This is a genomic window from Shinella sp. S4-D37 (genome assembly GCF_040812195.1).
Classification (GTDB): Bacteria; Pseudomonadota; Alphaproteobacteria; order Rhizobiales; family Rhizobiaceae; genus Shinella.
Map to the genome: position 1 here is coordinate 1,512,878 of NZ_JBFNXL010000005.1, position 20,894 is coordinate 1,533,771.

Genomic DNA, 20,894 nt, shown 5'->3' on the forward strand with positions numbered 1-20,894 from the left:
CGGACAAAAGCGGCCTGCACCATGACCGGACAACAATGTGCGCAACCGGGACCGCGCAGGACGCGGGCAGGGCTGGCGGAAGTGACAATGGGTATTGCGTTCGTTTCTCGTCTGCGCCGGCCGCTCGGGCTGTTCCTCGTCCCGGCGATGCTGGCCGCCTGTTCCGGCGGCATGACGCCGCCCGACGACATCGTCGGCGCCATCCGGCCGTCGCAGGAGGTCGCGCAGCGCCCCGCCGCCGATATCGGCGATACGGGCGGGGACCTCGCGGACGATCCGGCCGAGGCGGCGGCTGTGGTCGATATGCCGCCGGCGGAAGAGAAGCGCCTGCCGATGATCGACAGCGACGAGGCGATGGGCATCGGCGAGCCCGTCCGGGCCTCCGCCGGCGTGCTGACCGTGCCGGAAGGCGGCGTCAACATGGACGACGGGCTCGGCGTCGCGCGCGTCGAGGGGCTGGCGGAGGCGCAGGCGAACGAGATCGCGGAGGGCACCGCCACCCAGGTCGTCGTCGACGGCATCGGCTCGGACATGCCGCAGCAGGTCGGCCAGCCGGCGACGATCCCGATGTCGGAGGCCGGCGATTACCTGCAGGTGCCGGACAAGGCGACGGCCCGCCGCCGGCAGGCGAGCGAGGGCGAACAGGTCGCCTTCCTGCCGCGCCTTAGCAACCCGATACAGATGCCGGAAACGATGGGCGGCATGCCGGCCTCGGAAAAGGCCTGCCGGCAACGCCTGCACAAGCTCGGCGTGAAATTCCGCGACGTGCCGCGCATCTCGCGCGGGCGCTCCTGCGGCATATCCTGGCCGATCGAGCTGTCCGGCCTTTCCGGCGGCATCCAGATCAAGCCGGCCGCGCAGGTCAACTGCCAGATCACCGAGGCCTTCGCGCGCTGGGTGAAGAACGAGCTGGTTCCCTCCAGCCGCACCCGCTACCTCTCCGGCGTCTCGGCCATCCACCAGATGTCCTCCTATTCCTGCCGCACGATGAACTCGCAGCGCGGCGCTTCCATGTCGGAGCATGCCAAGGGCAACGCCATCGACGTCGGCAAGATCGTGCTGAAGAACGGCAAGGCGATCGCCATCGAGAAGAAGGGCTTCTTCGCCTTCCGCGAGAAGGGCCTGCTGAAGTCGGTGCGCGGCGACAGCTGCAAGTATTTCTCCACCGTGCTCGGCCCGGGCAGCGACCGCTTCCACAAGGACCATTTCCACTTCGACCTCAGGGCGCGCAAATCCGGCTACCGGCACTGCAGCCTGTAGGGGCCTGATCGCGGGGCAAAAAAAGACCGGCGGGGCGCCGGTCAAAAGGGGTGGCGGTGCGCGGGGTGCGGCCGCCTGGAACGTCACATTCCATCACCCGCGCCGGCGCGGACCGGCGAAGACGAAAGGCGTGCTTCCGCGGGGGAAGCGGGCGGATGGGACCGCCGGAAACTCCCTCAGGGTCGGGAGCAAGGCCGCTGGGGGGCAGCAGGGAAGCGACGCGATGCGCGGGGTGCGGGTCGTTTCCGCCGGCCTTACGCGAGACAATGGTTGAAATGGGTCACGGTTTGATGACAGTGCGCGCTTCGCACCTGCGAAATGCCCGCGAGTCGCCGCCGTCCGGCGGATCCTGAGGAGCCTGCCATGCCCCCCGTCGCCGATCTTGTCCTGTTCGCGCTCGCGCTCGTCGCGGCGGGCGTCGTGTCGGGCCTGCTCGCCGGCATCTTCGGCATCGGCGGCGGGGCGATCCTCGTGCCGGTCTTCTACCAGGTGTTCGGCTACCTCGACGTGCCCGAGGCGGTGCGCATGCACCTGTCCATCGGCACCTCCATCGCCATCATCGTGCCGACCTCGATCCGCTCCTTCACCTCGCACCGGCTGCGCGGCGCGGTCGACACGGACCTCCTGAAGAGCTGGATCGTCGCGCTGCCCTTCGGCGCCATCCTCGCCTCGGTCATCGCGGCGGTGATCTCCAGCGTCGGCCTTCGCCTCATCTTCGTCGGCATCGCGCTTCTGGTGGCGCTGCGCATGCTGTTCAACCGCGACACCTGGCGCGTCGGCAACGACCTGCCGAAGGGCATCGGCAACCAGCTGGCGGGCGTCGTCATCGGCACGCTCTCCGGCCTGATGGGGATTGGTGGCGGGGTGCTGAACAACACCTACATGACCTCCTTCGGCCGGCCGATCCACCAGGCGGTGGCGACCTCGTCCGGCGTCGGCGTGCTGATCTCCATTCCCGGCATTGTCGGCTATATCTGGGCCGGCTGGGGCGCGCCGGGCCTGCCGCCGTTCTCCACCGGCTTCATCAACTGGGTGGCCGTCGCGCTCATCGTGCCGATCGCCCTCGTCGTCACGCCCTGGGGCGTGCGGCTGGCGCACTCGATGAGCAAGCGGCAACTGGAAGTCGGCTTCGGCATCTTCCTCATCCTCGTCGCGCTGCGCTTTCTCGCCAGCATCTACGGCTGAGCGAGTTTTTTGCGCCCTCAGGGTGAAAATCGACGAAGGGCACGCCATATAGGGTGTCCTTCCGCATGAATCCCTCCTTTCCGGACCCTCCCATGGCGCCCATCGTTTCCATTCGCAATCTCACCAAGAGCTACGCATCCGGGTTCCAGGCGCTGAAAGGCGTGAACCTCGATATCGAGGAGGGCGAGATCCTGGCGCTCCTCGGGCCGAACGGCGCGGGCAAGACGACGATGATCTCGATCGTCTGCGGCATCGTCACGCCGTCGGGCGGCTCGGTGACGGTCGCCGGCGGCGATATCCTCGCCGACTACCGCAAGACCCGCGCGATCATCGGCCTCGTGCCGCAGGAGCTGACGCTCGACGCCTTCGAGACGGTGTGGAACACGGTCGCCTTCTCGCGCGGGCTGCACGGCTGTTCGCCGGACGCGGCGCTGATCGAGCGCATCCTGCGCGACCTCTCGCTCTACGACAAGAAGGACACGATGCTGCGCCACCTTTCCGGCGGCATGCGGCGGCGCGTGCTGATCGCCAAGGCGCTCTCCTACGAACCCAAGGTGCTGTTCCTCGACGAGCCGACGGCGGGCGTCGACGTCTCGCTGCGCAAGGACATGTGGCAGCTCGTCGAGCGCCTGCGCGCCTCCGGTGTCACCATCATCCTGACGACGCACTATATCGAGGAGGCCGAGGAGATCGCCGACCGCATCGGCGTCATCAACCACGGGCACATCCTGCTGGTCGAGGACAAGAAGGCGCTGATGGCGAAGCTCGGGCGCAAGCAGATGACCGTGGAACTCGCCGAGCCGCTCCCGGCCGTGCCCGACACGCTGTCCTCCTACGGGCTGACGCTCAGCGAGGGCGGCGAGCGGCTGGTCTACGAGTTCGACAGCTCCGGCGAGCGCACCGGCATATCCTCGCTCCTCTCCGCTTTGTCGCAGGCGGGGCTTCGGGTCAGGGACATCTCCACCGAGCAGAGTTCGCTGGAAGACATTTTCGTGGAACTGGTGGGAGAGGGCCGATGAACATCGAGGCGATCAAGTCGATCTACGCATTCGAGATGGCGCGCACGCGCCGCACGCTGCTGCAGAGCATCGTGTCGCCCGTCATCACCACCTCGCTCTACTTCATCGTCTTCGGCGCGGCGATCGGCTCGCGCATGCAGGAGGTGCAGGGCGTCTCCTACGGCGCCTTCATCGCGCCCGGCCTCATCATGCTGACGCTGCTCAACCAGTGCATCGGCAACGGCTCCTTCGGCATCTACTTCCCGAAATTCACCGGCACGATCTACGAGATCCTCTCCTCGCCCATTTCGATGATCGAGATCGTCATCGGCTATGTCGGCGCGGCGGCGACCAAGGGGCTGATCGTCGGCACGATCATCCTCGTCACCGCTTCGCTCTTCGTCGACATCTCGATCAAGCATCCTTTCATGATGGTGCTGTTCTTCGTGCTGACGGCCGTCAGCTTCAGCCTGTTCGGCTTCATGATCGGCATCTGGGCGAAGGATTTCGAGCAGCTCAACCTCTTCCCCATGCTGATCGTCCCGCCGCTGGTCTTCCTCGGCGGCAGCTTCTACTCGATCGACATGCTGCCGCCCTTCTGGCAGACGGTGAGCCATTTCAACCCGGTGCTCTACCTCGTCTCCGGCTTCCGCTGGAGCTTCTACGAGATCGCCGACGTGAACCCCATCGTCAGCCTCGTGACGGTGCTGGGCTTCCTGGCGGTGTGCCTGACGATCACGGCCTGGATCTTCAAGACCGGCTACAAGCTGAAGAACTAATCCTTGAGCCGCAGCTCGTCCCGGGTGATCTCGATCGAGCCGAGCGTTTCGAGGAAGCTCATGCCGAGGAGGCTCTGCTCCAGCCGGCCCTGTTCGGTGACCATGCCGCGGATGGTGCCGCGCAGGATGGGGCCGATGGCGACCTGGCGCAGCGTGACGGGCGCGGCGAGCGCCCGGCCGTTGGCAGTGGACACGTCGATGGAGAAGACGAGGTTGTCCGGGTTGATGCCGAGGCGCATGGCGTCCTTATAGGAAAGGACGACGGAGCTGGCACCGGTATCGACCAGCATCCTCAGCGGCGTGCCGTCGATCGTCACGTCGGCCTCGTAATGGCCGGAAACGCCCTTGTGGATGACGAGGATCTGCTCGCCGGCAGCGCCGGTCGTCACCACGGCGCGGCCGGGGATGAGGCCGGCGGTGAGCCGGTTGCCGACCTGTTGCAGGTCGAAGCGGTAGAGGTAGCCGGTGGCGAGCAGGAGGATGATCACCAGCCAGACGCCGGCCTGGCGGATGCTCTCGCCCCATTGCCGCCGCCCGGCAAGGACCCCCGCCGCCATCATGGTGGCGATGGCCGACAGGGTGACGAGGCGGCCGAAATCGTTGTTGTCCATGCCCATGGTGCGGCCGCTGTCGTGGTTGAGGACCAGGGCGCCGAGGCCGACGGCAAGGATGCCTAGCAGGACATAGAGCCTCATGCCTCGCCACGCTCCCGGGCCATGCGGGCGCGGCGGGTCTCGCGCCGCGGCTTGCGCTCGACGGTCTCGAGGCGGGCCGGCAGCTCGGCCATGATGGCGCGGCGCTGATCGGACGTATAGAGCGTCCAGGCGCCGATCTCGTCGCGCGTGCGGCCGCAGCCGAAGCAGTAGCCGGTCACCATGTCGATCGAACAGACGAGAATGCAGGGCGATTCCATCACGGCTCCCGAAGATTGTCTTTTCCTATATCGGCAGCTCAGAGCGCCAAGGCAAGGGCGAAGAGCACCGACATTTCCGCGAGCTGCTGCGTGGCGCCGATCGTATCGCCCGTATGCCCGCCGATCTTGCGCATGGCGATGCGGTTGAAGGCGAGGACGGCGGCGACGGCGAGGACGAGCGCCAGCACGAGGGCAAGCACGCTGCCGTGCGGCAGGAGCAGCGCGGCGGCAAGGAGGATGCCGGTTGCAAGCGCGACGACGGTCGCGCCGCCCTCCGGCTCGCCCACCGAGGCGGCGACGCCGCCCTGCCGGGCGGGCGGCAGCAGCGACCAGTGCCAGACCATGGCGGTGCGGCCGGCGGCGGCCACGGCAAGCAGCGCCATGCCGAGGCCGGACGGCCCGAGGGCGGCGGCAAGGGCCGCGATGGCCGCGGCGCGAAGACCAAAGGACAGGATGAGAGCGACCGCGCCGTAGGAGCCGACGCGGCTGTCCTTCATGATGGAAAGCGCGCTCTCCCGGTCCCGCCCGCCGCCGATGCCGTCGGCGCTGTCGGAGAGCCCGTCCTCGTGCAGGGCGCCCGTGACGAGCACCTGCACGGCGAGCGCGGCGAAGGCGATGAGAAGCGGCGGCGCATGGAGGGCCGAGAGCAGCGCGGCGAGCGCGGCGGCGGGCAGCACGATCAGCACGCCGGCGAGCGGGAAGGCGCGCACGGCGCGCGACAGCCGCCCGTCATGGCCGATGAAATGGCGCTGCGGCACCGGCACGCGCGAGAGGAAGCCGACCGCGCGGGCCGTGTCGTCGATATAGTCCTGAATGGCCAAGTGAGTCCCCGTTAATGGAAAGGGGTGCCGTGCAGGTGGATCCTCGGGTCAAGCCCGAGGATCCACCTGCACGGCACGCCGCCAACGTCCCGCCGCAAAACGCGCTGGCCGCCGCCGCAAATGCGGTTGTCGGATTCGCGCCCTGCCTCTATTAGGAGACACCAAACACCCGCCTTTGAAAGCCGAAACTTAAGGAATTCCCCAAGATGAGTGCCAGCGGCCTGCCGTTCGATGATTTTCGTGAATTGCTGCGCAACCTGCCCGGTCCCGATTCGGCGGCGCTGGTGGCGGCGCGCGAGCGCGACAGCCAGCTGACCAAGCCGCCCGGCGCGCTCGGCCGGCTGGAGGAGATCGCCTTCTGGCTCGCCGCCTGGACCGGCCGTCCGCCGGCCGTGACGCGTCCGCTCGTCGCCATCTTCGCCGGCAACCACGGCGTCACAAAGCAGGGCATCACGCCCTATCCGTCCTCCGTCACCGCGCAGATGGTGGAGAATTTCGCGGCCGGCGGCGCGGCGATCAACCAGATCTGCGTGACGCACGATCTCGGCCTGAAGGTCTTCGACCTTGCGCTCGACTATCCGACCGCCGACATCACGCAGGAGGCGGCGCTGTCCGAGCGCGACTGCGCCGCGACCATGGCCTTCGGCATGGAGGCGGTTGCCGGCGGCACGGACCTCTTGTGCGTCGGCGAGATGGGCATCGGCAACACGACGATCGCCGCGGCGATCAACCTGGCGCTCTACGGCGGCACGGCGGAGGAATGGGTCGGGCCGGGCACCGGATCGGAAGGCGAGGTGCTGCAGCGCAAGGTGGCGGCGGTGAAGAAGGCCGTCGACCTGCACGGGCCGCATCTTTCCGATCCGCTCGAAGTGCTGCGCCGCCTCGGCGGCCGCGAGATCGCCGCCATGGCCGGCGCGATCCTCGCCGCGCGCATGCAGAAGATCCCCGTCATCCTCGACGGCTATGTGGCGACGGCGGCCGGCGCGATCCTGCGCGCGGCCAATCCGGCGGCGCTCGACCATTGCCTGATCGGCCATGTCTCGGCCGAGCCGGGGCACCTCAAGTCGATCGACAAGCTCGGCAAGACGCCGCTGCTGGCGCTCGGCATGCGGCTCGGCGAGGGCACCGGCGCGGCGCTTGCCGCCGGCATCGTCAAGGCGGCGGCGGCCTGCCATTCGGGCATGGCGACCTTCGTTCAGGCGGGCGTCAGCAACCGGACGTAACCGGCGCCGGCAAAAAGCCTCAATGGCATGGATCGAGACCTCGAAACACGCCCGTCACACGGGCGTGTTTCATGAGAACTCCGAAACGGGATCGCGGGAATGGGCCAGGCACCAATCGAGAAGAAGACGGGCATCAGCCATCTGTTCGCGGCCGCGACCTATTCGGCCGCCGGCGCGCGGCGCCTGCTCGGCGAATCCGCCTTCCGCCACGAGCTGATCGCCTTCGGCGTCGCCATGGTGCTGTTCACCGTCGTCGGCGCCTCGTTCTTCCAGTATGTCGCCATGGCGATCCTCTTCCTCCTGATGATCGCCTTCGAGGCGCTCAACACGGCGATCGAGGAGATCGTCGACCGCGTCTCGCCGGAGATTTCCGAGATGGGCAAGCATTCGAAGGACCTCGGCTCCTTCGCCGTCTTCTGCCTGATCGTCGCCAATGCCGTCTATGCCGGCTATGTGGTGGCGTCGAAGTTCATCTGAGCGGTTGCGTAGCCGCCGCCTCAGGCGAAACTCTTCCTGCGCGGGGCGACGGCCTGGGTCTCGGTGACGGCGGGAAGGCTCTGCAGCACGCGCTTGGCCGGCAGGATGGCGATGGCCTCGGTGCCTTCGCGCAGCCTGGATTTCAGGATGAACTCGCCGTTGTGCTTGGCGAGGATCGCCTGGACGATGGGCAGGCCGAGGCCGGTGCCCTGCTCGGCGCTCTTGATGGCGATGGAACCCTGGCCGAAGGCGGAGAGCACGACGGGGATTTCTTCCTCCGGGATACCGGGGCCGTTGTCGCGGATCGAGACATACTGGCCGCCGCCGGCCGTCCAGCCGGCCTTGACGAAGATCTCGCCGCCCTGGGGCGTGAATTTCACGGCATTCGACAGAAGGTTCAGGATGACCTGGCGCAGCGCCTTCTCGTCCGCCCAGACGGCCGGCATGTCGCCCTCGACCTGTGCGGAGATGGCGATGTTCTTCGCCCGCGCGCGAAGCTGCACCATGCCGATGCAGTCCTCGGCGATATCGACGAGGTGCACGCTGTCCTCCGACAGGTCGTATTTGCCCGCCTCGATGCGCGACAGGTCGAGGATCTCGTTGATGAGGTTGAGCAGGTGCTGGCCGGAACGGTGGATGTCGGACGTGTATTCCTTGTAGACCGGGTTGTTGAGCGGCCCCAGCACCTCGGTGGACATGACTTCGGAGAAGCCGAGGATGGCGTTCAGCGGCGTGCGCAGCTCGTGCGACATGGAGGCGAGGAAGCGGGATTTGGCAAGGTTCGCCTCTTCGGCGCGCCGGCGCGCCTCGTCCGACATGGATTTGGCCACTTCCAGCTCGGCGATCAGGTCGTCCTTCTCCGATTGCGAGGAGAGCAGCTGCGCGCTGGTGTGGCGCAGGCGGTTCGTCATGAAGATGAGGAAGATCAGCGCGGCGGAGATGACCGCCGCCATGCCGAAGGTGGCGGGATCGGGGCGCAGCAGCGCCGAGACGGAAAGCGCGACGACCGTCGGCAGGAAGGCGTAGAGCACGGCATGGCGCAGCATCAGGGTGCTGATGGCGGTGACGGCCAGCGCCACGAGCAGGGCCGAGCCCTTGTAGAAATCGAAGGTGACGCCGCCGCAGGCCCCGCAGGTCTGCAGGGCGAAGGCGGCCCAGGTGAGGCCCATGGCGACCTGCGCCGCCATGAAGACGCGCTGCCAGCCGCGCGTATTGTCGGCGGTGATCTCCTGCCGGCGCGCGCGGCGGGCGACGATCATGCCGAGCGCATGCACGCTGAGCGCCAGGATGGCCCAGGCGAGAAGGCCGACCTCCTGCGTGAGATAGACGCCGACGGCGGCGATCAGCGTCACGACGATGGGGACGGCGAGCGCGCTCTGGGCGGCGGAGGCGACGTGCAGCTGCAACATCTCGCGCTCGAAGCCGGGCGCGAGGCCCGTGGCGGTCTGCAGGCGTTCCCGGGTCGCGCGCACGGTGCGCGAGACAGCCTTGTTTCTATGGCTGCGCGACTTGTCGACGATGATCTTGTCGGTCGATGTGCTGACGCCGGTACTCATCACGATTGCAACTGTTGCGGACGCGTTGAAGTCTAGGGGGGAATCCTTAAGAAGATGCTGCCGGGCATAAACCATTTGCGAACCATTCCGGCATTTCCCGGAAGGAGCGCCACATGCATGACGTAACGGCGTGACGCGGGGGCATTTCAGCCTTTCTCCGAATCGCGCAAACAGCCTATTTCTTTCATTTTGCATCGTTCCGGAGGCAGGCCATTCCATGGGACTTTCCAGGCGGGCGCGCGATGTCGGCGTGGCGATGGCGATCCTGGCGCTGACGGCGCTGATCGTGGCGCGCGTCGGCGGCGGGGACGGCGAGACCCTTACCGGCGCGGCGCGGGCGGCGGACGGCGATACGCTGACGCTCGACGGCCAGCGCATCCGGCTCCTCGGCATGGATACGCCGGAACTGGCGCAGGTCTGCAAGCGCGACGGCGCGGACTGGCGCTGCGGCGCGGCCGCGCGCTCGCGGCTTGCCGAGTTGTTGCGCGCCGGGCCCATCGCCTGCCGCATGCAGGGCAGGGACAAATATGACCGCTGGCTGGCGCGCTGCGAGAATGCGGCGGGCGACCTCGGCGCGCGCATGGTGCGCGAAGGGCTCGCGGTCGCCTATGGCGGCTACGAGGACGAGGAACGGTTCGCGCGGGCCGAGCGCAAGGGGCTGTGGGGCGCCGAGTTCGACATGCCGCAGCAATGGCGCCGGACGAACGGCCGGCCGCAGGAAGAGGTGCACGACGCGGAACCGGGCGTCCTCGGCGGCATTCTGGACAGGTTCGGCTTCTAGAGCATTTCCGGCGAACTCCGGTTCCGGAAATGCTCCAGATTCTTGTTTTTACCGCATTATCCGCCGTCGAAGCGACCTCGCTTCGACTGGAAATGCTCTAGGAGGGACGACGCGATGGACGAGACCGGGACCGAAGACGCGATCGCCGCCCTTGGCGCGGCGATCACGGCCTGTCGGCTCTGTCGCGACGCGCCGGCGAAGGGGCCGGCGCACCGGCTGCCGCACGAGCCGCGGCCGGTCGCCGTCCTCTCCGACACCGCGCGCATCCTGATCGCCGGCCAGGCGCCGGGGCTCAGGGTGCACGAGAGCGGCCTGCCGTTCAACGACGCTTCCGGCGACCGGCTGCGCACCTGGCTCGGCGTCACGCGCGAAGCGTTCTACGATCCGCGGAAATTCGCCATCGTGCCGATGGGCTTCTGTTTTCCCGGCTACGACGCGCAGGGCGGCGACCTGCCGCCGCGACGGGAATGCGCGCCGCTGTGGCGCGCCCGGGTGATGGCCGCCATGCCGCAGGTCGAGCTGGTGCTGGGCATCGGCCAGTATGCGCAGGCCTGGCACCTGGGCGCGTCCAAGGCCCCCAGCATGACGGAGACGGTACGCGACTGGCGCCGGCACCTCCACCGCAACGAAGGGCCGGCCGTGCTGCCTCTGCCGCATCCGAGCTGGCGCAACACGGCCTGGCTGAAGCGCAATCCGTGGTTCGAGGCGGAGGTGCTTCCGCAATTGCGAAAGCGGGTGAAAACCCTTACGGAATGAAATGCAATTCTTTCATTTTACCGCCATCGCGGTATACGAGGGAATTAAATTTCGTAGGGGACATCAATGGACCGTCTGGACCGCAAAATCCTGCGCCTCTTGCAGGAAGATTCCACGCTCGCCGTGGCCGACCTCGCCAAGAAGGTAGGGCTGTCGACCACGCCCTGCTGGCGGCGCATCCAGAAGATGGAAGAGGACGGCGTGATCCGCAAGCGCGTCGCGCTGCTCGACCCGGTCAAGATCAACACCAAGGTCACGGTCTTCGTGTCGATCCGCACCAACGCCCATTCGACGGAATGGCTGAAGCGCTTTTCCGAGGTGATCGTCGAGTTCCCGGAAGTGGTGGAGTTCTACCGCATGAGCGGCGAGGTGGACTACCTGCTGCGCGTGGTCGTGCCCGATATCGCCGCCTACGACGCCTTCTACAAGCGCATGATCGCGCGCATCGAGATCCGCGACGTCTCCTCGGCCTTCGCGATGGAGCAGATCAAGTACACGACCGAGCTGCCGCTCGACTACATGATGGTGGACAACCAGAAGAGCGGCGAGGACTAGAGCGTTTCCGGCAAACTCCGGTTCACCGGAAATGCTCCAGATTCTTGTTTTTACCGCATTATCCGCCGCCGAAGCGAGATCGCTTCGGCTGGGAATGCTCCAGGCGCTTTCAGAGGTCCGGGCGCCTGAAGGTCACCACGACCGTTTTCCAGTCCGCGTAGGGCGCAAGCTCGGCCAGCCCCGCGAAGGGCGCGCAGCGCACGACCGCGCGCACCGCGCCGGCGGCGAAGGCCTTCGTTCCCGCATCGCCGCCGACCGGGCCGTCGATCGCCGGCGAGCCGTCGAGCGCGCCGGCCTCCGTCAGCGAGAACTTCACGCGGACCGCCTGCACATGATCCGGCAGGTCCGAGGGCACCGACCAGCATCGGGCGATCTTGCCGTTCAGCGCGGCGGCGAGCGCCTGCCGGCCCGCCTCGTCCGCGCGTGCCGGAGCGGCAAGCACGGCGCCGGCGGCGAGGACGAGGAGGGCGCGGCGGAGCGCCACGTCATTTCCTTTCGAGGCGCGCCAGCAGCGAGGACGTATCCCAGCGGTTGCCGCCCATGTCCTGCACGTCGCCGTAGAACTGGTCGACGAGCGCGGTGACGGGCAGCTTCGCGCCGTTGCGGCGGGCTTCCGACAGGACGATGCCGAGATCCTTGCGCATCCAGTCGATGGCGAAGCCGAAATCGTACTTGCCGGCGATCATCGTCTTGTGGCGGTTCTCCATCTGCCAGGAGCCGGCCGCACCCTTGGAGATGACCTCGATGACCGCCTCCATGTCGAGGCCGGCCTTCGCGCCGAAATGCATGCCTTCGGCAAGCCCCTGCACGAGGCCGGCGATGCAGACCTGGTTGACCATCTTGGTCAGCTGGCCGGCGCCGGCCGGGCCCATCAGGCCCACCATGCGGGCATAGGCGTCGATGACGGGGCGGGCCTTGTCGAAGGTCTCCTTCTCGCCGCCGCACATGACGGTGAGGACGCCGTTCTCCGCGCCGGCCTGGCCGCCGGAGACGGGGGCGTCGAGGAAGGCGAGGCCCTTGTCGCGGGCGGCCGCGTCGAGTTCGCGGGCGACTTCCGCGGAGGCGGTGGTGTTGTCGATGAGGATGGCGCCGGGCTTCATGCCGTCGAGAACGCCGTTCCCGGCGATGGTGACGGAGCGCAGATCGTCGTCGTTGCCGACGCAGGTGAAGACGAAATCGGCGTCCGCGGCGGCCTCCGCCGGGGTGCGGAACGCCTTGCCGCCGAACTCGGCCGCCCATTTCTCCGCCTTGGCGAAGGTGCGGTTGTAGACCGCGACCTCATGGCCGCCCTTGACCTTGAGGTGTCCCGCCATGGGATAGCCCATGACGCCGAGACCGATGAATGCGACTTTCGCCATGCTGTAACCTCCTGCAATTCCTGGCAGAGGTGTAGCGGATCATCGGTTTGCGCGAAAGTGTTTCTCCGTCAGCCGCGGTATTTCGCCAGAACGAGATGGCCGGGGATGGGCTCGCCTTCCTCCATGCGCACCGTGATGTCGGTGATCTCGACGATGTCGAAGCCGGTCTCCGCCAGGCGCTGGCGGACATAGGCGGCGGCGTGGGCGAAGCGCTGGTGCGGGCCGACCATGAAGGGGCGGCCGGCGAAGGTCTCCCCGGGCAGCGTCTCGGAGGAGAAGATGAAATGGCCGCCGGGCACGAGGTTTTCGGCCGCGCCGAAGAACAGCGGCTCGAGCGCGCCGAGATAGGGCAGCACGTCCGTCGCCGTGATGAGGTCGAAGGGCTCGTCGTCGTTGTCGTCGAGAAAGTCGACGGCCTCGGCGACATAGAGCGTCTCGTAAAGATCCTTCTCATGGGCGATCTCGACCATGTTCTCCGACAGGTCGATGCCGGTGATGTCCTCGGCCATGTCGCGCAGCGCCCCGCCGGTCAGCCCCGTGCCGCAGCCGAGGTCGAGCACGCGCTTGAACGGTCCCATGCCAAGGGCCTGGAAACGCTGGCGCACGGTGAGCGGCACGCAATAGCCGAGCTGGTCTACGAGCACGTTGTCGAAGACCTCTGCATGCTGGTCGAAGAGCGTGGCGACATAGGCGTCGGGCGCCTTTTCCGGCGTCTCGCCGCGACCCATCGAGGCAAGGCGCACGGCAGCGCCGCCGTGATCCTCCGGATCGAGCGCCAGCACCTCGGCATAGGCCCTGGCTGCGGCGTCGAAATCGCCGGATTTTTCCAGCGAGAGGGCGCGGTTGTAGGCTTCCGCGAGCGCGTCTTCGTCGATCTTCTTCATGGGGGCGTCTCTTACGGCCCGGGCGGGGCTTTGGCAATGGCGCCTTTCGAGCGAAAATAGGCATTTATCAATCGCCGAAACAGGCGCATGATCCTCTTCCCAAAACCAAAAAGACCATTGGGAGGAATGACATGCCCGCCGATACGCCCCCTTTCCCGCCCTCCACCGACACCAAACGGACCGGCAGTCCGGCGCTGCCGGCAACGCCGATGGAGACGATCAACACGATGGTGCACTACTATCGCGGCGAGCTCGGGCGCATGGCCGGCTGGCGCGACCGCATCGACCGCACCTCGAACTGGGCGATCACCGTGGTGGCGGCGCTGCTGTCCGTCTCGCTCTCGACGCCGACCTCGCACCACGGCGTGCTGCTCTTCGCGATGCTGCTGGTCTCGCTGCTCCTGATGATCGAGGCGCGGCGCTACCGGTTCTTCGACGTCTACCGGGCACGGGTGCGCCAGCTCGAACGGTTCTACTTCGCCGAGATCCTCAATCCGCGCGCCGCGCTCGACCTCGACTGGGCCGCGCCCATCGCCAAGAGCCTGCGCAAGCCGGAATTTTTGATCAGCTACCGCGACGCGGCCTGCCGGCGGCTGCGGCGCAACTATTGCTGGCTCTACCTGATCCTGCTGCTCGCCTGGGCGCTGAAGATCTCGTCCTCGATGATGCAGCGGCCGGCGACGGCGGGCAAGGACATGACGCTCGCCCTCGAACATGTCGTGGCCAATGCGGCGCTCGGGCCGGTGCCCGGCGGCGTGGTGATCGCCATCGTGCTGCTGCTCTATGCCGTCATCCTCTATTTCTCGATGAAGGTGGACATGTCCGACAGCGAGCTGGCGCACGGTTCCGTGCACGTCTGATCAGTTGATGACGAACTCGCCCTTCAGCGCCCGCCATTCCGTCGCCGAGATCAGCCGGCGGTGGACGTAGCGCACCGAGTGCAGCGGCCCGTCCAGCGTCTCCTGCCAGAATTTCAGAAAGCTCTTCATCTCCGGGAAATCCGGGGCGAGGTCGTAGTGCTGCCAGATAAAGGTCTGCAGGAACTGCCGGTGATCCGGCATGCGGTAGAGGATCTGGGCCGTGGTCACGCCGTAGCCCTTGAGCTGCATTGCCATGTCGTTCGTCATAGGGACCTCATCGCGTGATGAATGATGGTCCCTGTGATTGAGCGCCTGCAAGGTTAACGAATTGTTGAAGATCGGCCTGTAGCGGGAACATTTCTTTGAAATCAGGTGTTTGGCAGCACCCGTCGATGAGTGCTGCCAAGGGTGTCACCGCTTCAGGTGGCGCGTCAGGCGCGCCTCCAGCCAGGCCCAGAGGTTGCGCAGGAGCTCCACCATCAGGAGATAGAGCAGCGCGGCCCACAGATAGGCCTGGTAGTCGAAGGTGCGCGAGAAGGCGCGGCGGGTCTCGCCCATCAGGTCGAAGACCGTGACGATGGCGACGATGGCCGAGCCCTTGATCATCAGGATGATCTCGTTGCCGTAGGGGCGCAGCGCCACGATGAGCGCCTGCGGCAGGATGATCTTGAAGAAGGCGACCTTCTTCGGCAGGCCGAGCGCGGCGGCACCCTCGTGCTGGCCGCGCGGCACGCTCTCGATGGCGCCGCGCAGGATTTCGGCCTGGTAGGCGGCGGTGTTGAGCGTGAAGGTCAGGAGCGCGCAGTTCCAGGCGTCGCGGAAGAACCACCACAGGCCCCAGGCCTTCAATTCGGCGGAGAAGCTGCCGAGGCCGTAATAGACGAGGAAGAGCTGCGTCAGGAGCGGCGTGCCGCGGAAGAAATAGACGTAGCCGTAGGCGATCCAGGACAGGACCGGGTTCTTCGACATGCGCGCGAAGGCGAGCGGCAGCGAGATGAGGCCGCCGAGCGCGACGGAGCAGATGACGAGCAGCAGCGTCACGCCGAGCCCGGAAAGGTAGCTCGGGCCGTATTTCGAGAATTTTTCCGGATCCCAGCCGCCGACGATCATCAGGAAGACGCCGACGGTGAGCGCCAGCCAGACGCCCATGAAGATATTGCCGAAGAAGCGGCCGGCGGTGAAGGGCCGCGGCGGGGCTTCCGGCGGCGCCTGCGGCGCGATGAGGGTGGTGACGTGGCTCATCGCACGGCCTCCGAACGCTTGGTCCAGCCTTCGATCGCGGAGAAGACCAGCGAGGACAGGAAGGCGAGGATGAGGAAGAGCAGGCAGGCGATGGCGTAGAACTGGAAGGCTTCCTTCGTCACGCGCGCGGCGACGCCCGTCTGGCGTAGGATATCCGGCAGGCCGATGACCGAGACGAGGGCGGTGTCCTTCAGCAGCGCCATCCACAGATTGCCGAGGCCGGGCAGGGCGACGCGGATGAGCTGCGGCAGCACGATGAGGCGCATGGTGCGGCCGTGGTGCAGGCCGAGCGCATAGCCCGCCTCGTACTGTCCGCGCGGAATGGCCTTGAAGGCCGACAAGAGCACTTCCGAGCAATAGGCGGAGAAGACGACGCCGAGCGCGATCATGCCGGCGAAGAAGGCGTTGATCTCGACCGCGCCGTCATAGCCGACGGCGCTCGCAAGGTTCTGCACGAGGATCTGCAGGCCGTAATAGACGATGAAGAGCGTCAGGAGCTCCGGCAGGCCGCGGAAGAGCGTCGTGTAGATATTGGCCGACAGCCGCAGCGACTTCTCTTCCGACTGCTTTGCCAGCGCGATGAAGAAGCCCGTGACGAGGCCGACGGGCAGGGTGGCGATGGCGAGGCTCGCCGTCACCAGGAAGCCGAAGGCGATCTCGTCGCCCCATCCGGCATCGCCGCAGGCGAGCAGCGTGTCGCCCGCAAAAAGATTGAAGACGCCGACCGGCCCGCAGAGGGGATCGATGATCCCGAGAAATGCGGATACCGCTTCGACGATGGCGGTGAAGAACCCGCTCATGCCAGAAGAACCCCCGATGCGCCATGCGCTTGTTGTCCGGGCGCTTGATGCACCCGTCTTTTCTTATGTGCAAGTTCTCAAGCAAAAGGGGCGGGAGAGCAAGCCCTCCCGCCCCTGCATTCTGGTGATCGGGTCAGAAAAAACCCGCATGACTTGGCGTTGCCGCGGATCAGTCGCCGTAGACGTCGAAGGGGAAGTACTTGGCGTTGATTTCCTGGTACTTGCCGCTGGCGCGGATCGCAGCGATCGCCGCGGTGAACTTGTCGGCCAGCGCCGTCTCGCCCTTGCGCACCGCGATGCCGGCGCCTTCGCCGTTGATGACCGGGTCGACCGGCAGCGTGCCGAGCAGCTTGCAGCAGGCGCCGTCGTCGGTCTTCAGCCATTCGGAGAGCACCACCACGTCGTCGATGACGGCGTCGACGCGACCGTTGGCGATGTCGAGCTTGTACTCGTCGGCCGTCGGGTACATCTTGACCTCGGCGTCCTTCATATGCGCTTCGGCATAGTTGGAATGCGTCGTCGAGCCCTGCGCGCCGAGCGTCTTGCCGGCCAGCGCTTCCGGGGTGGCTTCCTTGATCTCGCTATCCTTCGGCACGACGATCGCCGGCGGCGTGTTGTAGTACTTCTTGGAGAAGTCGACCTTCTCCTTGCGCTCGGCGGTGATCGACATGGAGGCGATGATCGCGTCGAACTTCTTGGCGATGAGCGCCGGAATGATGCCGTCCCAGTCCTGCGTGACGAAGGTGCACTCGGCCTTCATTTCCTCGCAAAGCGCCTTCGCGATGTCGACGTCGAAGCCGGTCAGCGTGCCGTCGGATTCGAGGTTGTTGAAGGGCGGGTAGGCGCCTTCCGTACCGATCACGATCTTCTCGCCTTCAGCCATCGCGGAAGACGCGAAGAGGGCGATGACCGCAGCGGATGCTGCGAGCGTGAAACGTTTGGAAATACGCATGTTGATCCTCTCTGTTTGAAGGCGCTCGGGTTTTTCTTGTTGTCCGGGCCTTGAATTGAAGCGGGCAGGGCTGCCCGCTTGGCGCCGATAATCGACCGGTTTTCGTCAAAAAATCAACTGGTTTCGTGCTGTCTTTCCACACGGGACCTTTTGTCGCCGCAGTGCGGGCGAACCGATACCGTCCTCATGCGTTTAAAGGGGGCCGCCGGCGGACCCGTCGCATTCAGCGCGAATTCATCTGCCGTGAATTAGCGTGCGGCATCGAAGACGGGCGAGCGTGCGTGAAACACAAATTCGCCCAAAAAACCGATGCAATAGCGTCGAACGCCGGCAAACGAGGAAACGCAAATGCTGAAGAGAACGAGATTCCTGGCGACCGTTGCGCTGCCCATCGCATCGCTGTCCTTCGTCTGGCAGCCGGTCGAGGCCGCCATGATGCGCCCGGTGCTGCCGCATGTCGCACCCGCCCGTGTCCTGCAGGTGCAGGCCGAGGAGGGCCAGTTCGGCGACGACCTGCTCATCCCCAAGCGCCGCAACCGCGACGACCAGGGCAGCGGCGAGGAAGGCAAGGAGCGCAAGCGCAACCGCGAAGACAACGGCGGCGGCGCGAGCAACCGCGAGGCCAAGGAGCAGCTCGACCGCCAGCGCGAAGAGCGCCGCGAGCGCAAGCGCGAGGAGAGCCGCCAGAAGGAAGAGCGGCAGGACCGCAAGAAGGAAGAGCGGCAGGACCGCAAGAAGCAGCGTGACGTCAAACAGGAAGAACAGCGCCAGCAGGACGGCAAGCAGAAGGCGCGCGAGGAACGGCGCGAGCGCGACGCGGACCGCGACCGCCAGCGCGCGGAGGAGAACCAGCAGCGCGACCGCGAGGAACGCCGCAAGAAGCAGCGTGACGCCGAAAAGGACGAGCAGCGCCAGCAGGACGGCAAGCAGAAGGCGAGCGAGGAACGCCGCGAGCGCCAGCGCGACGCCGAGCGGGAGCGCAAGCGTCCGGACGAGACGGCGGGGCGTCCGCGCCGCGAGCGGGACAAGGAGCGCGAGCGCATCGCCCGCGACCCGTCGCGCACGACCGGGACGATCGAGCTGCCGTTCATCGACGGCGCCGCCGTTCTCGACAGCGACAAGGACTGGGACAACCGCCGCGACCGCTCGCGCGAGGAACTGCGCCGCGAACGCGAGGAGAAGCGCCGCGACGTGCGCGTGCGGGTTCCCGAATCCGACCGTGACGCGCAGGTCGGCTGGGAAGGGCGCGAGCGCATGCGCTACGAGCCGGGCGACCGCGAGCGCGGCGAGCGGCGCGACCGCCGGCCGCGCTACGAGGATCGCGACGGCTGGCGCGTCGAGCGCGAGGTGGACGACCGCTCCGTGATCAATTTCGGCGACCGCATCATCGTGCGCTCCGACGACGGCCGCCGTCTGTCGCGCAACGCCCGGGAGACCTACTACGAGGACCTGCCGAACGGCCGCGTGCGCGAGGTCATCGCGCGGCCGAACGGCGACCGCGTCGTCACCATCCGCAACCGCTACGGCGAAGTCATCCAGCGCTCGCGCATCGACGGCGACGGCCGGGAATATGTGATGTTCTACGCGCCGGAAATCGACCGTGACAGCCGGCCGACCTTCGTCGATCCCGGCGAGCGCCTGCCGCCGATGCGCCTGACGATCCCGGTCGACGAATATATCGTCGACACCTCCGCCGAGGAGGGTGTCGACTACCGCGCCTTCCTGGAGCGGCCGCCGGTCGAGCCGGTCGAGCGGGTCTATTCGCTCGCCGAGGTGAAGTATTCGGCCCGCATCCGCGACAAGGTGCGCCGCATCGACCTCGATACGATCACCTTCGCGACAGGGTCGGCGGAGATCTCGATGAACCAGGCCGCGACGCTGCGCGAGGTGGCCGAGGCGATGAACGAGATCCTCGACAAGGACGCGGGCGAGACCTTCCTGATCGAGGGCCATACGGATGCGGTCGGTTCGGACGAGTCGAACCTCTTGCTCTCCGACGAGCGCGCCGAGGCCGTCGCCAACATCCTGACCGACGTCTACGACATCCCGCCGGAGAATCTGGCCACCCAGGGCTATGGCGAGCGCTTCCTGAAGATCGACACGGACGCCGGCGAACAGCTCAACCGCCGCGTCACCATCCGACGCGTCACCCCGCTGGTGAAGCCCGTGGCGATGGCCGAGTGACCGGCCGGTCCTGACGAACCTCTCCTTCGTCATGGTCGGGCTCGACCCGACCATGACGATGGAGGGTGGGGCGACGTCGATTGTCGAACGCAAGGCCGCGGGTTCTTGCCCGCGGCCTTTTTCGTTGCGGCTCAGTCTCCCGCTTTGCCCAAACCCGTCACCGCCACGACGAAGTCGGCGATCGTCGCCGTGTCGTCGAGGTCGAAGACGGGCAGGGCCGTGTCGGGGACGGGGTGATCGGCGGCGATGGCGGCGATGTGGGGGTCTTCCGGGGCAAGGGGCGTGCGGTTGGCGGCCTCCAGCCTCCGGGCCTCGATCTTCGGGATCGGCTCGCGCTTGTAGCCCTCGATGAGCACGAGGTCGCAGGGTGCCAGGCGCGCGAGGATCTCCTTAAAGCTCGGCTCGGGGGCGCCGCGCAGCTCGTGCATGATGGCATAGCGCGTGCCGGAGACGATGGTGACCTCGTGCGCGCCGGCCTGGCGGTGCCGGTAGCTGTCGGCGCCGACCTTGTCGATGTCGAAGTCGTGATGGGCGTGCTTGATGGTCGACACGCGGTAGCCGCGCGCGACGAGCTCGCTCACAAGGCGCACGGCAAGGCCCGTCTTGCCGGAGTTCTTCCACCCGGCAATGCCGAAGATCTTCGGTCGTGTCATCGTTCCAGCACCCAGAGCCAGTTTTCCGCCTCGTCGAGATCGTCCGGCGTGTTGATGTTGAAGAAGGGGTCGAACGCCCCGCGCGAGGTCTCGACCGGCGGGAAGGTGATCTCGCGGGCCTGGTGGCGCTCCATATAGCTGCGCACGCGCAGCGCCCCGCCGCCCGCCAGCCATTCGGCAAGGTCCGTGGCGAGCGTCACCGGCCAGAGCGCGAAGACGGGATGCAGGCCGCTCGCCGAGCGCGCCACGGCCATGCGCTCCGGCGTGTCGACGACGCGCGACAGGCGGGCGACGAGGTCGGCCGGGAAGAAGGGGCTGTCGGTCGGCACGGTGGCGACGTGGCTCGCCTCGGGATGATGGTGCCGCGCATAGTCGAGGGCGGCGAGCACGCCGCCGAGCGGGCCGGCGCGGGCCGCGTCGAGATCGGCGAAGACCGGCAGTTCCTCGCCGCGCTCGAAGAGCACCGGGCCGTTGGCATTGACGGCGACGGCCGAGACCTGCGGCTTGAGGCGCCGCGCCGCGCGGTCGATGAGGGCCGCGCCGCCGAGACGGATGCGCGCCTTGTCCTGCCCCATGCGGGAGGAGAGCCCGCCGGCGAGGATCACGCCCACTATCGCATGCGTCGCTGTCATCTCGCTCCCAACGGCAGGTTTCACG

At 67.0% G+C, this 20,894-nt stretch carries 24 protein-coding genes; 11 read left to right on the forward strand and 13 right to left on the reverse strand.

What is annotated here, in order from left to right; genetic code table 11:
- Window positions 1-93 precede the first annotated feature (93 nt).
- The 4 genes from AB3G45_RS14755 (at window position 94) to AB3G45_RS14770 (ending at window position 4,222) form a co-directional block, all read left to right on the forward strand.
- A complete protein-coding gene (locus AB3G45_RS14755) occupies window positions 94-1,260 on the forward strand; it encodes an extensin family protein (protein ID WP_367833585.1) in 1,167 nt (388 codons plus the stop codon).
- Between the two features lie 363 nt (window positions 1,261-1,623).
- Window positions 1,624-2,445, forward strand: a complete 822-nt coding sequence (locus AB3G45_RS14760; protein WP_367831282.1) for a sulfite exporter TauE/SafE family protein — start codon at window positions 1,624-1,626, stop codon at window positions 2,443-2,445.
- A gap of 92 nt (window positions 2,446-2,537) precedes the next feature.
- Window positions 2,538-3,464, forward strand: coding sequence for an ABC transporter ATP-binding protein (locus AB3G45_RS14765; RefSeq protein WP_367831283.1), 927 nt, complete (start codon window positions 2,538-2,540; stop codon window positions 3,462-3,464).
- A complete protein-coding gene (locus AB3G45_RS14770) occupies window positions 3,461-4,222 on the forward strand; it encodes an ABC transporter permease (RefSeq protein WP_367831284.1) in 762 nt (253 codons plus the stop codon). Before AB3G45_RS14765 ends, AB3G45_RS14770 begins: the two co-directional genes overlap by 4 nt.
- On the opposite strand, the gene AB3G45_RS14775 is transcribed toward AB3G45_RS14770, so the two are convergent.
- From AB3G45_RS14775 to AB3G45_RS14785, 3 genes are read right to left on the reverse strand one after another with little or no spacing between them, the layout of a single operon-like run.
- Window positions 4,219-4,917, reverse strand: coding sequence for a TIGR02281 family clan AA aspartic protease (locus tag AB3G45_RS14775; protein WP_367831285.1), 699 nt, complete (start codon window positions 4,915-4,917; stop codon window positions 4,219-4,221). The genes AB3G45_RS14770 and AB3G45_RS14775 overlap by 4 nt on opposite strands.
- Complete coding sequence (locus AB3G45_RS14780; RefSeq protein ID WP_367831286.1) at window positions 4,914-5,135, reverse strand: DUF1289 domain-containing protein; 222 nt, start codon at window positions 5,133-5,135, stop codon at window positions 4,914-4,916. Before AB3G45_RS14780 ends, AB3G45_RS14775 begins: the two co-directional genes overlap by 4 nt.
- A 38-nt stretch (window positions 5,136-5,173) precedes the next feature.
- On the reverse strand, window positions 5,174-5,956 hold the full coding sequence (locus tag AB3G45_RS14785; protein ID WP_367831287.1) for an adenosylcobinamide-GDP ribazoletransferase: 783 nt from the start codon (window positions 5,954-5,956) through the stop codon (window positions 5,174-5,176).
- A 206-nt stretch (window positions 5,957-6,162) separates the two neighbouring features.
- Here AB3G45_RS14785 and cobT point away from each other — a divergent pair, with 206 nt between their 5' ends.
- Both cobT and AB3G45_RS14795 read left to right on the forward strand, forming a co-directional pair.
- Window positions 6,163-7,179: a nicotinate-nucleotide--dimethylbenzimidazole phosphoribosyltransferase gene (cobT, locus tag AB3G45_RS14790; RefSeq protein ID WP_367831288.1), complete on the forward strand. Its 1,017-nt coding sequence runs from the start codon at window positions 6,163-6,165 to the stop codon at window positions 7,177-7,179.
- Window positions 7,180-7,278: 99 nt separating this feature from the next.
- Window positions 7,279-7,656: a diacylglycerol kinase gene (locus tag AB3G45_RS14795; RefSeq protein ID WP_367831289.1), complete on the forward strand. Its 378-nt coding sequence runs from the start codon at window positions 7,279-7,281 to the stop codon at window positions 7,654-7,656.
- 20 nt (window positions 7,657-7,676) lie between these two features.
- Here AB3G45_RS14795 and AB3G45_RS14800 read toward each other — a convergent pair whose 3' ends face one another.
- The gene (locus AB3G45_RS14800) at window positions 7,677-9,212 is read right to left on the reverse strand and encodes a sensor histidine kinase (protein WP_367831290.1); all 1,536 of its coding nucleotides are present in this window, start codon (window positions 9,210-9,212) and stop codon (window positions 7,677-7,679) included.
- Between the two features lie 217 nt (window positions 9,213-9,429).
- On the opposite strand from AB3G45_RS14800, the gene AB3G45_RS14805 reads away from it, so the two are divergent.
- From AB3G45_RS14805 to AB3G45_RS14815, 3 genes are all read left to right on the forward strand, one after another.
- Window positions 9,430-9,993 (forward strand): thermonuclease family protein, encoded by a 564-nt coding sequence (locus tag AB3G45_RS14805; protein ID WP_367831291.1) that lies wholly within the window; start codon window positions 9,430-9,432, stop codon window positions 9,991-9,993.
- 114 nt (window positions 9,994-10,107) lie between these two features.
- The gene (locus AB3G45_RS14810; protein WP_367831292.1) at window positions 10,108-10,749 is read left to right on the forward strand and encodes a uracil-DNA glycosylase family protein; all 642 of its coding nucleotides are present in this window, start codon (window positions 10,108-10,110) and stop codon (window positions 10,747-10,749) included.
- A gap of 66 nt (window positions 10,750-10,815) precedes the next feature.
- Window positions 10,816-11,304: an Lrp/AsnC family transcriptional regulator gene (locus AB3G45_RS14815; RefSeq protein ID WP_367831293.1), complete on the forward strand. Its 489-nt coding sequence runs from the start codon at window positions 10,816-10,818 to the stop codon at window positions 11,302-11,304.
- Window positions 11,305-11,413: 109 nt separating this feature from the next.
- Here the strand turns inward: AB3G45_RS14815 and AB3G45_RS14820 are convergent, their stop codons facing one another.
- The 3 genes from AB3G45_RS14820 to AB3G45_RS14830 all read right to left on the reverse strand — a co-directional run bounded on the left by AB3G45_RS14820 (window position 11,414) and on the right by AB3G45_RS14830 (window position 13,546).
- Window positions 11,414-11,788 carry a hypothetical protein gene (locus AB3G45_RS14820; RefSeq protein WP_367831294.1) on the reverse strand — a complete coding sequence of 125 codons (375 nt, stop codon included), beginning with the start codon at window positions 11,786-11,788 and terminating at the stop codon, window positions 11,414-11,416.
- A gap of 1 nt (window position 11,789) precedes the next feature.
- Entirely contained in the window at window positions 11,790-12,662 is an 873-nt protein-coding gene (locus tag AB3G45_RS14825; RefSeq protein WP_367831295.1) for an NAD(P)-dependent oxidoreductase, read from the reverse strand.
- A gap of 68 nt (window positions 12,663-12,730) precedes the next feature.
- Entirely contained in the window at window positions 12,731-13,546 is an 816-nt protein-coding gene (locus tag AB3G45_RS14830) for a methyltransferase (RefSeq protein ID WP_367831296.1), read from the reverse strand.
- Window positions 13,547-13,755: 209 nt separating this feature from the next.
- Between AB3G45_RS14830 and AB3G45_RS14835 the strand changes: the two genes are divergently transcribed.
- Window positions 13,756-14,406: a DUF2270 domain-containing protein gene (locus AB3G45_RS14835; RefSeq protein ID WP_367833586.1), complete on the forward strand. Its 651-nt coding sequence runs from the start codon at window positions 13,756-13,758 to the stop codon at window positions 14,404-14,406.
- Here AB3G45_RS14835 and AB3G45_RS14840 read toward each other — a convergent pair whose 3' ends face one another.
- The 4 genes from AB3G45_RS14840 to AB3G45_RS14855 form a co-directional block, all read right to left on the reverse strand.
- Complete coding sequence (locus tag AB3G45_RS14840) at window positions 14,407-14,673, reverse strand: usg protein (protein ID WP_367831297.1); 267 nt, start codon at window positions 14,671-14,673, stop codon at window positions 14,407-14,409.
- Window positions 14,674-14,817: 144 nt separating this feature from the next.
- Entirely contained in the window at window positions 14,818-15,648 is an 831-nt protein-coding gene (locus AB3G45_RS14845) for an ABC transporter permease (RefSeq protein WP_367831298.1), read from the reverse strand.
- The gene (locus tag AB3G45_RS14850) at window positions 15,645-16,448 is read right to left on the reverse strand and encodes an ABC transporter permease (RefSeq protein ID WP_367831299.1); all 804 of its coding nucleotides are present in this window, start codon (window positions 16,446-16,448) and stop codon (window positions 15,645-15,647) included. The genes AB3G45_RS14845 and AB3G45_RS14850 overlap by 4 nt, the downstream gene beginning before the upstream one ends.
- Before the next feature lie 169 nt (window positions 16,449-16,617).
- A complete protein-coding gene (locus AB3G45_RS14855; protein WP_367831300.1) occupies window positions 16,618-17,400 on the reverse strand; it encodes an ABC transporter substrate-binding protein in 783 nt (260 codons plus the stop codon).
- A gap of 348 nt (window positions 17,401-17,748) precedes the next feature.
- Between AB3G45_RS14855 and AB3G45_RS14860 the strand changes: the two genes are divergently transcribed.
- The gene (locus tag AB3G45_RS14860) at window positions 17,749-19,584 is read left to right on the forward strand and encodes an OmpA family protein (RefSeq protein WP_367831301.1); all 1,836 of its coding nucleotides are present in this window, start codon (window positions 17,749-17,751) and stop codon (window positions 19,582-19,584) included.
- Window positions 19,585-19,715: 131 nt separating this feature from the next.
- On the opposite strand, the gene mobB is transcribed toward AB3G45_RS14860, so the two are convergent.
- Window positions 19,716-20,237 (reverse strand): molybdopterin-guanine dinucleotide biosynthesis protein B, encoded by a 522-nt coding sequence (gene mobB / locus AB3G45_RS14865; protein ID WP_367831302.1) that lies wholly within the window; start codon window positions 20,235-20,237, stop codon window positions 19,716-19,718.
- Complete coding sequence (gene mobA, locus AB3G45_RS14870; RefSeq protein WP_367831303.1) at window positions 20,234-20,869, reverse strand: molybdenum cofactor guanylyltransferase MobA; 636 nt, start codon at window positions 20,867-20,869, stop codon at window positions 20,234-20,236. Before mobA ends, mobB begins: the two co-directional genes overlap by 4 nt.
- Between the last annotated feature and the right edge of the window lie 25 nt (window positions 20,870-20,894).

What these genes read in the sequence shown, in the direction of transcription:
- AB3G45_RS14760 (WP_367831282.1), top strand. Translation starts at nt 1,624, where the DNA reads ATGCCCCCCGTCGCCGATCTTGTCCTGTTCGCGCTCGCGCTCGTCGCG.
- AB3G45_RS14765 (WP_367831283.1), top strand. Translation starts at nt 2,538, where the DNA reads ATGGCGCCCATCGTTTCCATTCGCAATCTCACCAAGAGCTACGCATCC.
- AB3G45_RS14770 (WP_367831284.1), top strand. Translation starts at nt 3,461, where the DNA reads ATGAACATCGAGGCGATCAAGTCGATCTACGCATTCGAGATGGCGCGC.
- AB3G45_RS14775 (WP_367831285.1), bottom strand. Translation starts at nt 4,917, where the DNA reads ATGAGGCTCTATGTCCTGCTAGGCATCCTTGCCGTCGGCCTCGGCGCC.
- AB3G45_RS14780 (WP_367831286.1), bottom strand. Translation starts at nt 5,135, where the DNA reads ATGGAATCGCCCTGCATTCTCGTCTGTTCGATCGACATGGTGACCGGC.
- cobT (WP_367831288.1), top strand. Translation starts at nt 6,163, where the DNA reads ATGAGTGCCAGCGGCCTGCCGTTCGATGATTTTCGTGAATTGCTGCGC.
- AB3G45_RS14795 (WP_367831289.1), top strand. Translation starts at nt 7,279, where the DNA reads ATGGGCCAGGCACCAATCGAGAAGAAGACGGGCATCAGCCATCTGTTC.
- AB3G45_RS14800 (WP_367831290.1), bottom strand. Translation starts at nt 9,212, where the DNA reads ATGAGTACCGGCGTCAGCACATCGACCGACAAGATCATCGTCGACAAG.
- AB3G45_RS14805 (WP_367831291.1), top strand. Translation starts at nt 9,430, where the DNA reads ATGGGACTTTCCAGGCGGGCGCGCGATGTCGGCGTGGCGATGGCGATC.
- AB3G45_RS14810 (WP_367831292.1), top strand. Translation starts at nt 10,108, where the DNA reads ATGGACGAGACCGGGACCGAAGACGCGATCGCCGCCCTTGGCGCGGCG.
- AB3G45_RS14815 (WP_367831293.1), top strand. Translation starts at nt 10,816, where the DNA reads ATGGACCGTCTGGACCGCAAAATCCTGCGCCTCTTGCAGGAAGATTCC.
- AB3G45_RS14825 (WP_367831295.1), bottom strand. Translation starts at nt 12,662, where the DNA reads ATGGCGAAAGTCGCATTCATCGGTCTCGGCGTCATGGGCTATCCCATG.
- AB3G45_RS14830 (WP_367831296.1), bottom strand. Translation starts at nt 13,546, where the DNA reads ATGAAGAAGATCGACGAAGACGCGCTCGCGGAAGCCTACAACCGCGCC.
- AB3G45_RS14835 (WP_367833586.1), top strand. Translation starts at nt 13,756, where the DNA reads ATGGAGACGATCAACACGATGGTGCACTACTATCGCGGCGAGCTCGGG.
- AB3G45_RS14840 (WP_367831297.1), bottom strand. Translation starts at nt 14,673, where the DNA reads ATGACGAACGACATGGCAATGCAGCTCAAGGGCTACGGCGTGACCACG.
- AB3G45_RS14845 (WP_367831298.1), bottom strand. Translation starts at nt 15,648, where the DNA reads ATGAGCCACGTCACCACCCTCATCGCGCCGCAGGCGCCGCCGGAAGCC.
- AB3G45_RS14850 (WP_367831299.1), bottom strand. Translation starts at nt 16,448, where the DNA reads ATGAGCGGGTTCTTCACCGCCATCGTCGAAGCGGTATCCGCATTTCTC.
- AB3G45_RS14855 (WP_367831300.1), bottom strand. Translation starts at nt 17,400, where the DNA reads ATGCGTATTTCCAAACGTTTCACGCTCGCAGCATCCGCTGCGGTCATC.
- AB3G45_RS14860 (WP_367831301.1), top strand. Translation starts at nt 17,749, where the DNA reads ATGCTGAAGAGAACGAGATTCCTGGCGACCGTTGCGCTGCCCATCGCA.
- mobB (WP_367831302.1), bottom strand. Translation starts at nt 20,237, where the DNA reads ATGACACGACCGAAGATCTTCGGCATTGCCGGGTGGAAGAACTCCGGC.
- mobA (WP_367831303.1), bottom strand. Translation starts at nt 20,869, where the DNA reads ATGACAGCGACGCATGCGATAGTGGGCGTGATCCTCGCCGGCGGGCTC.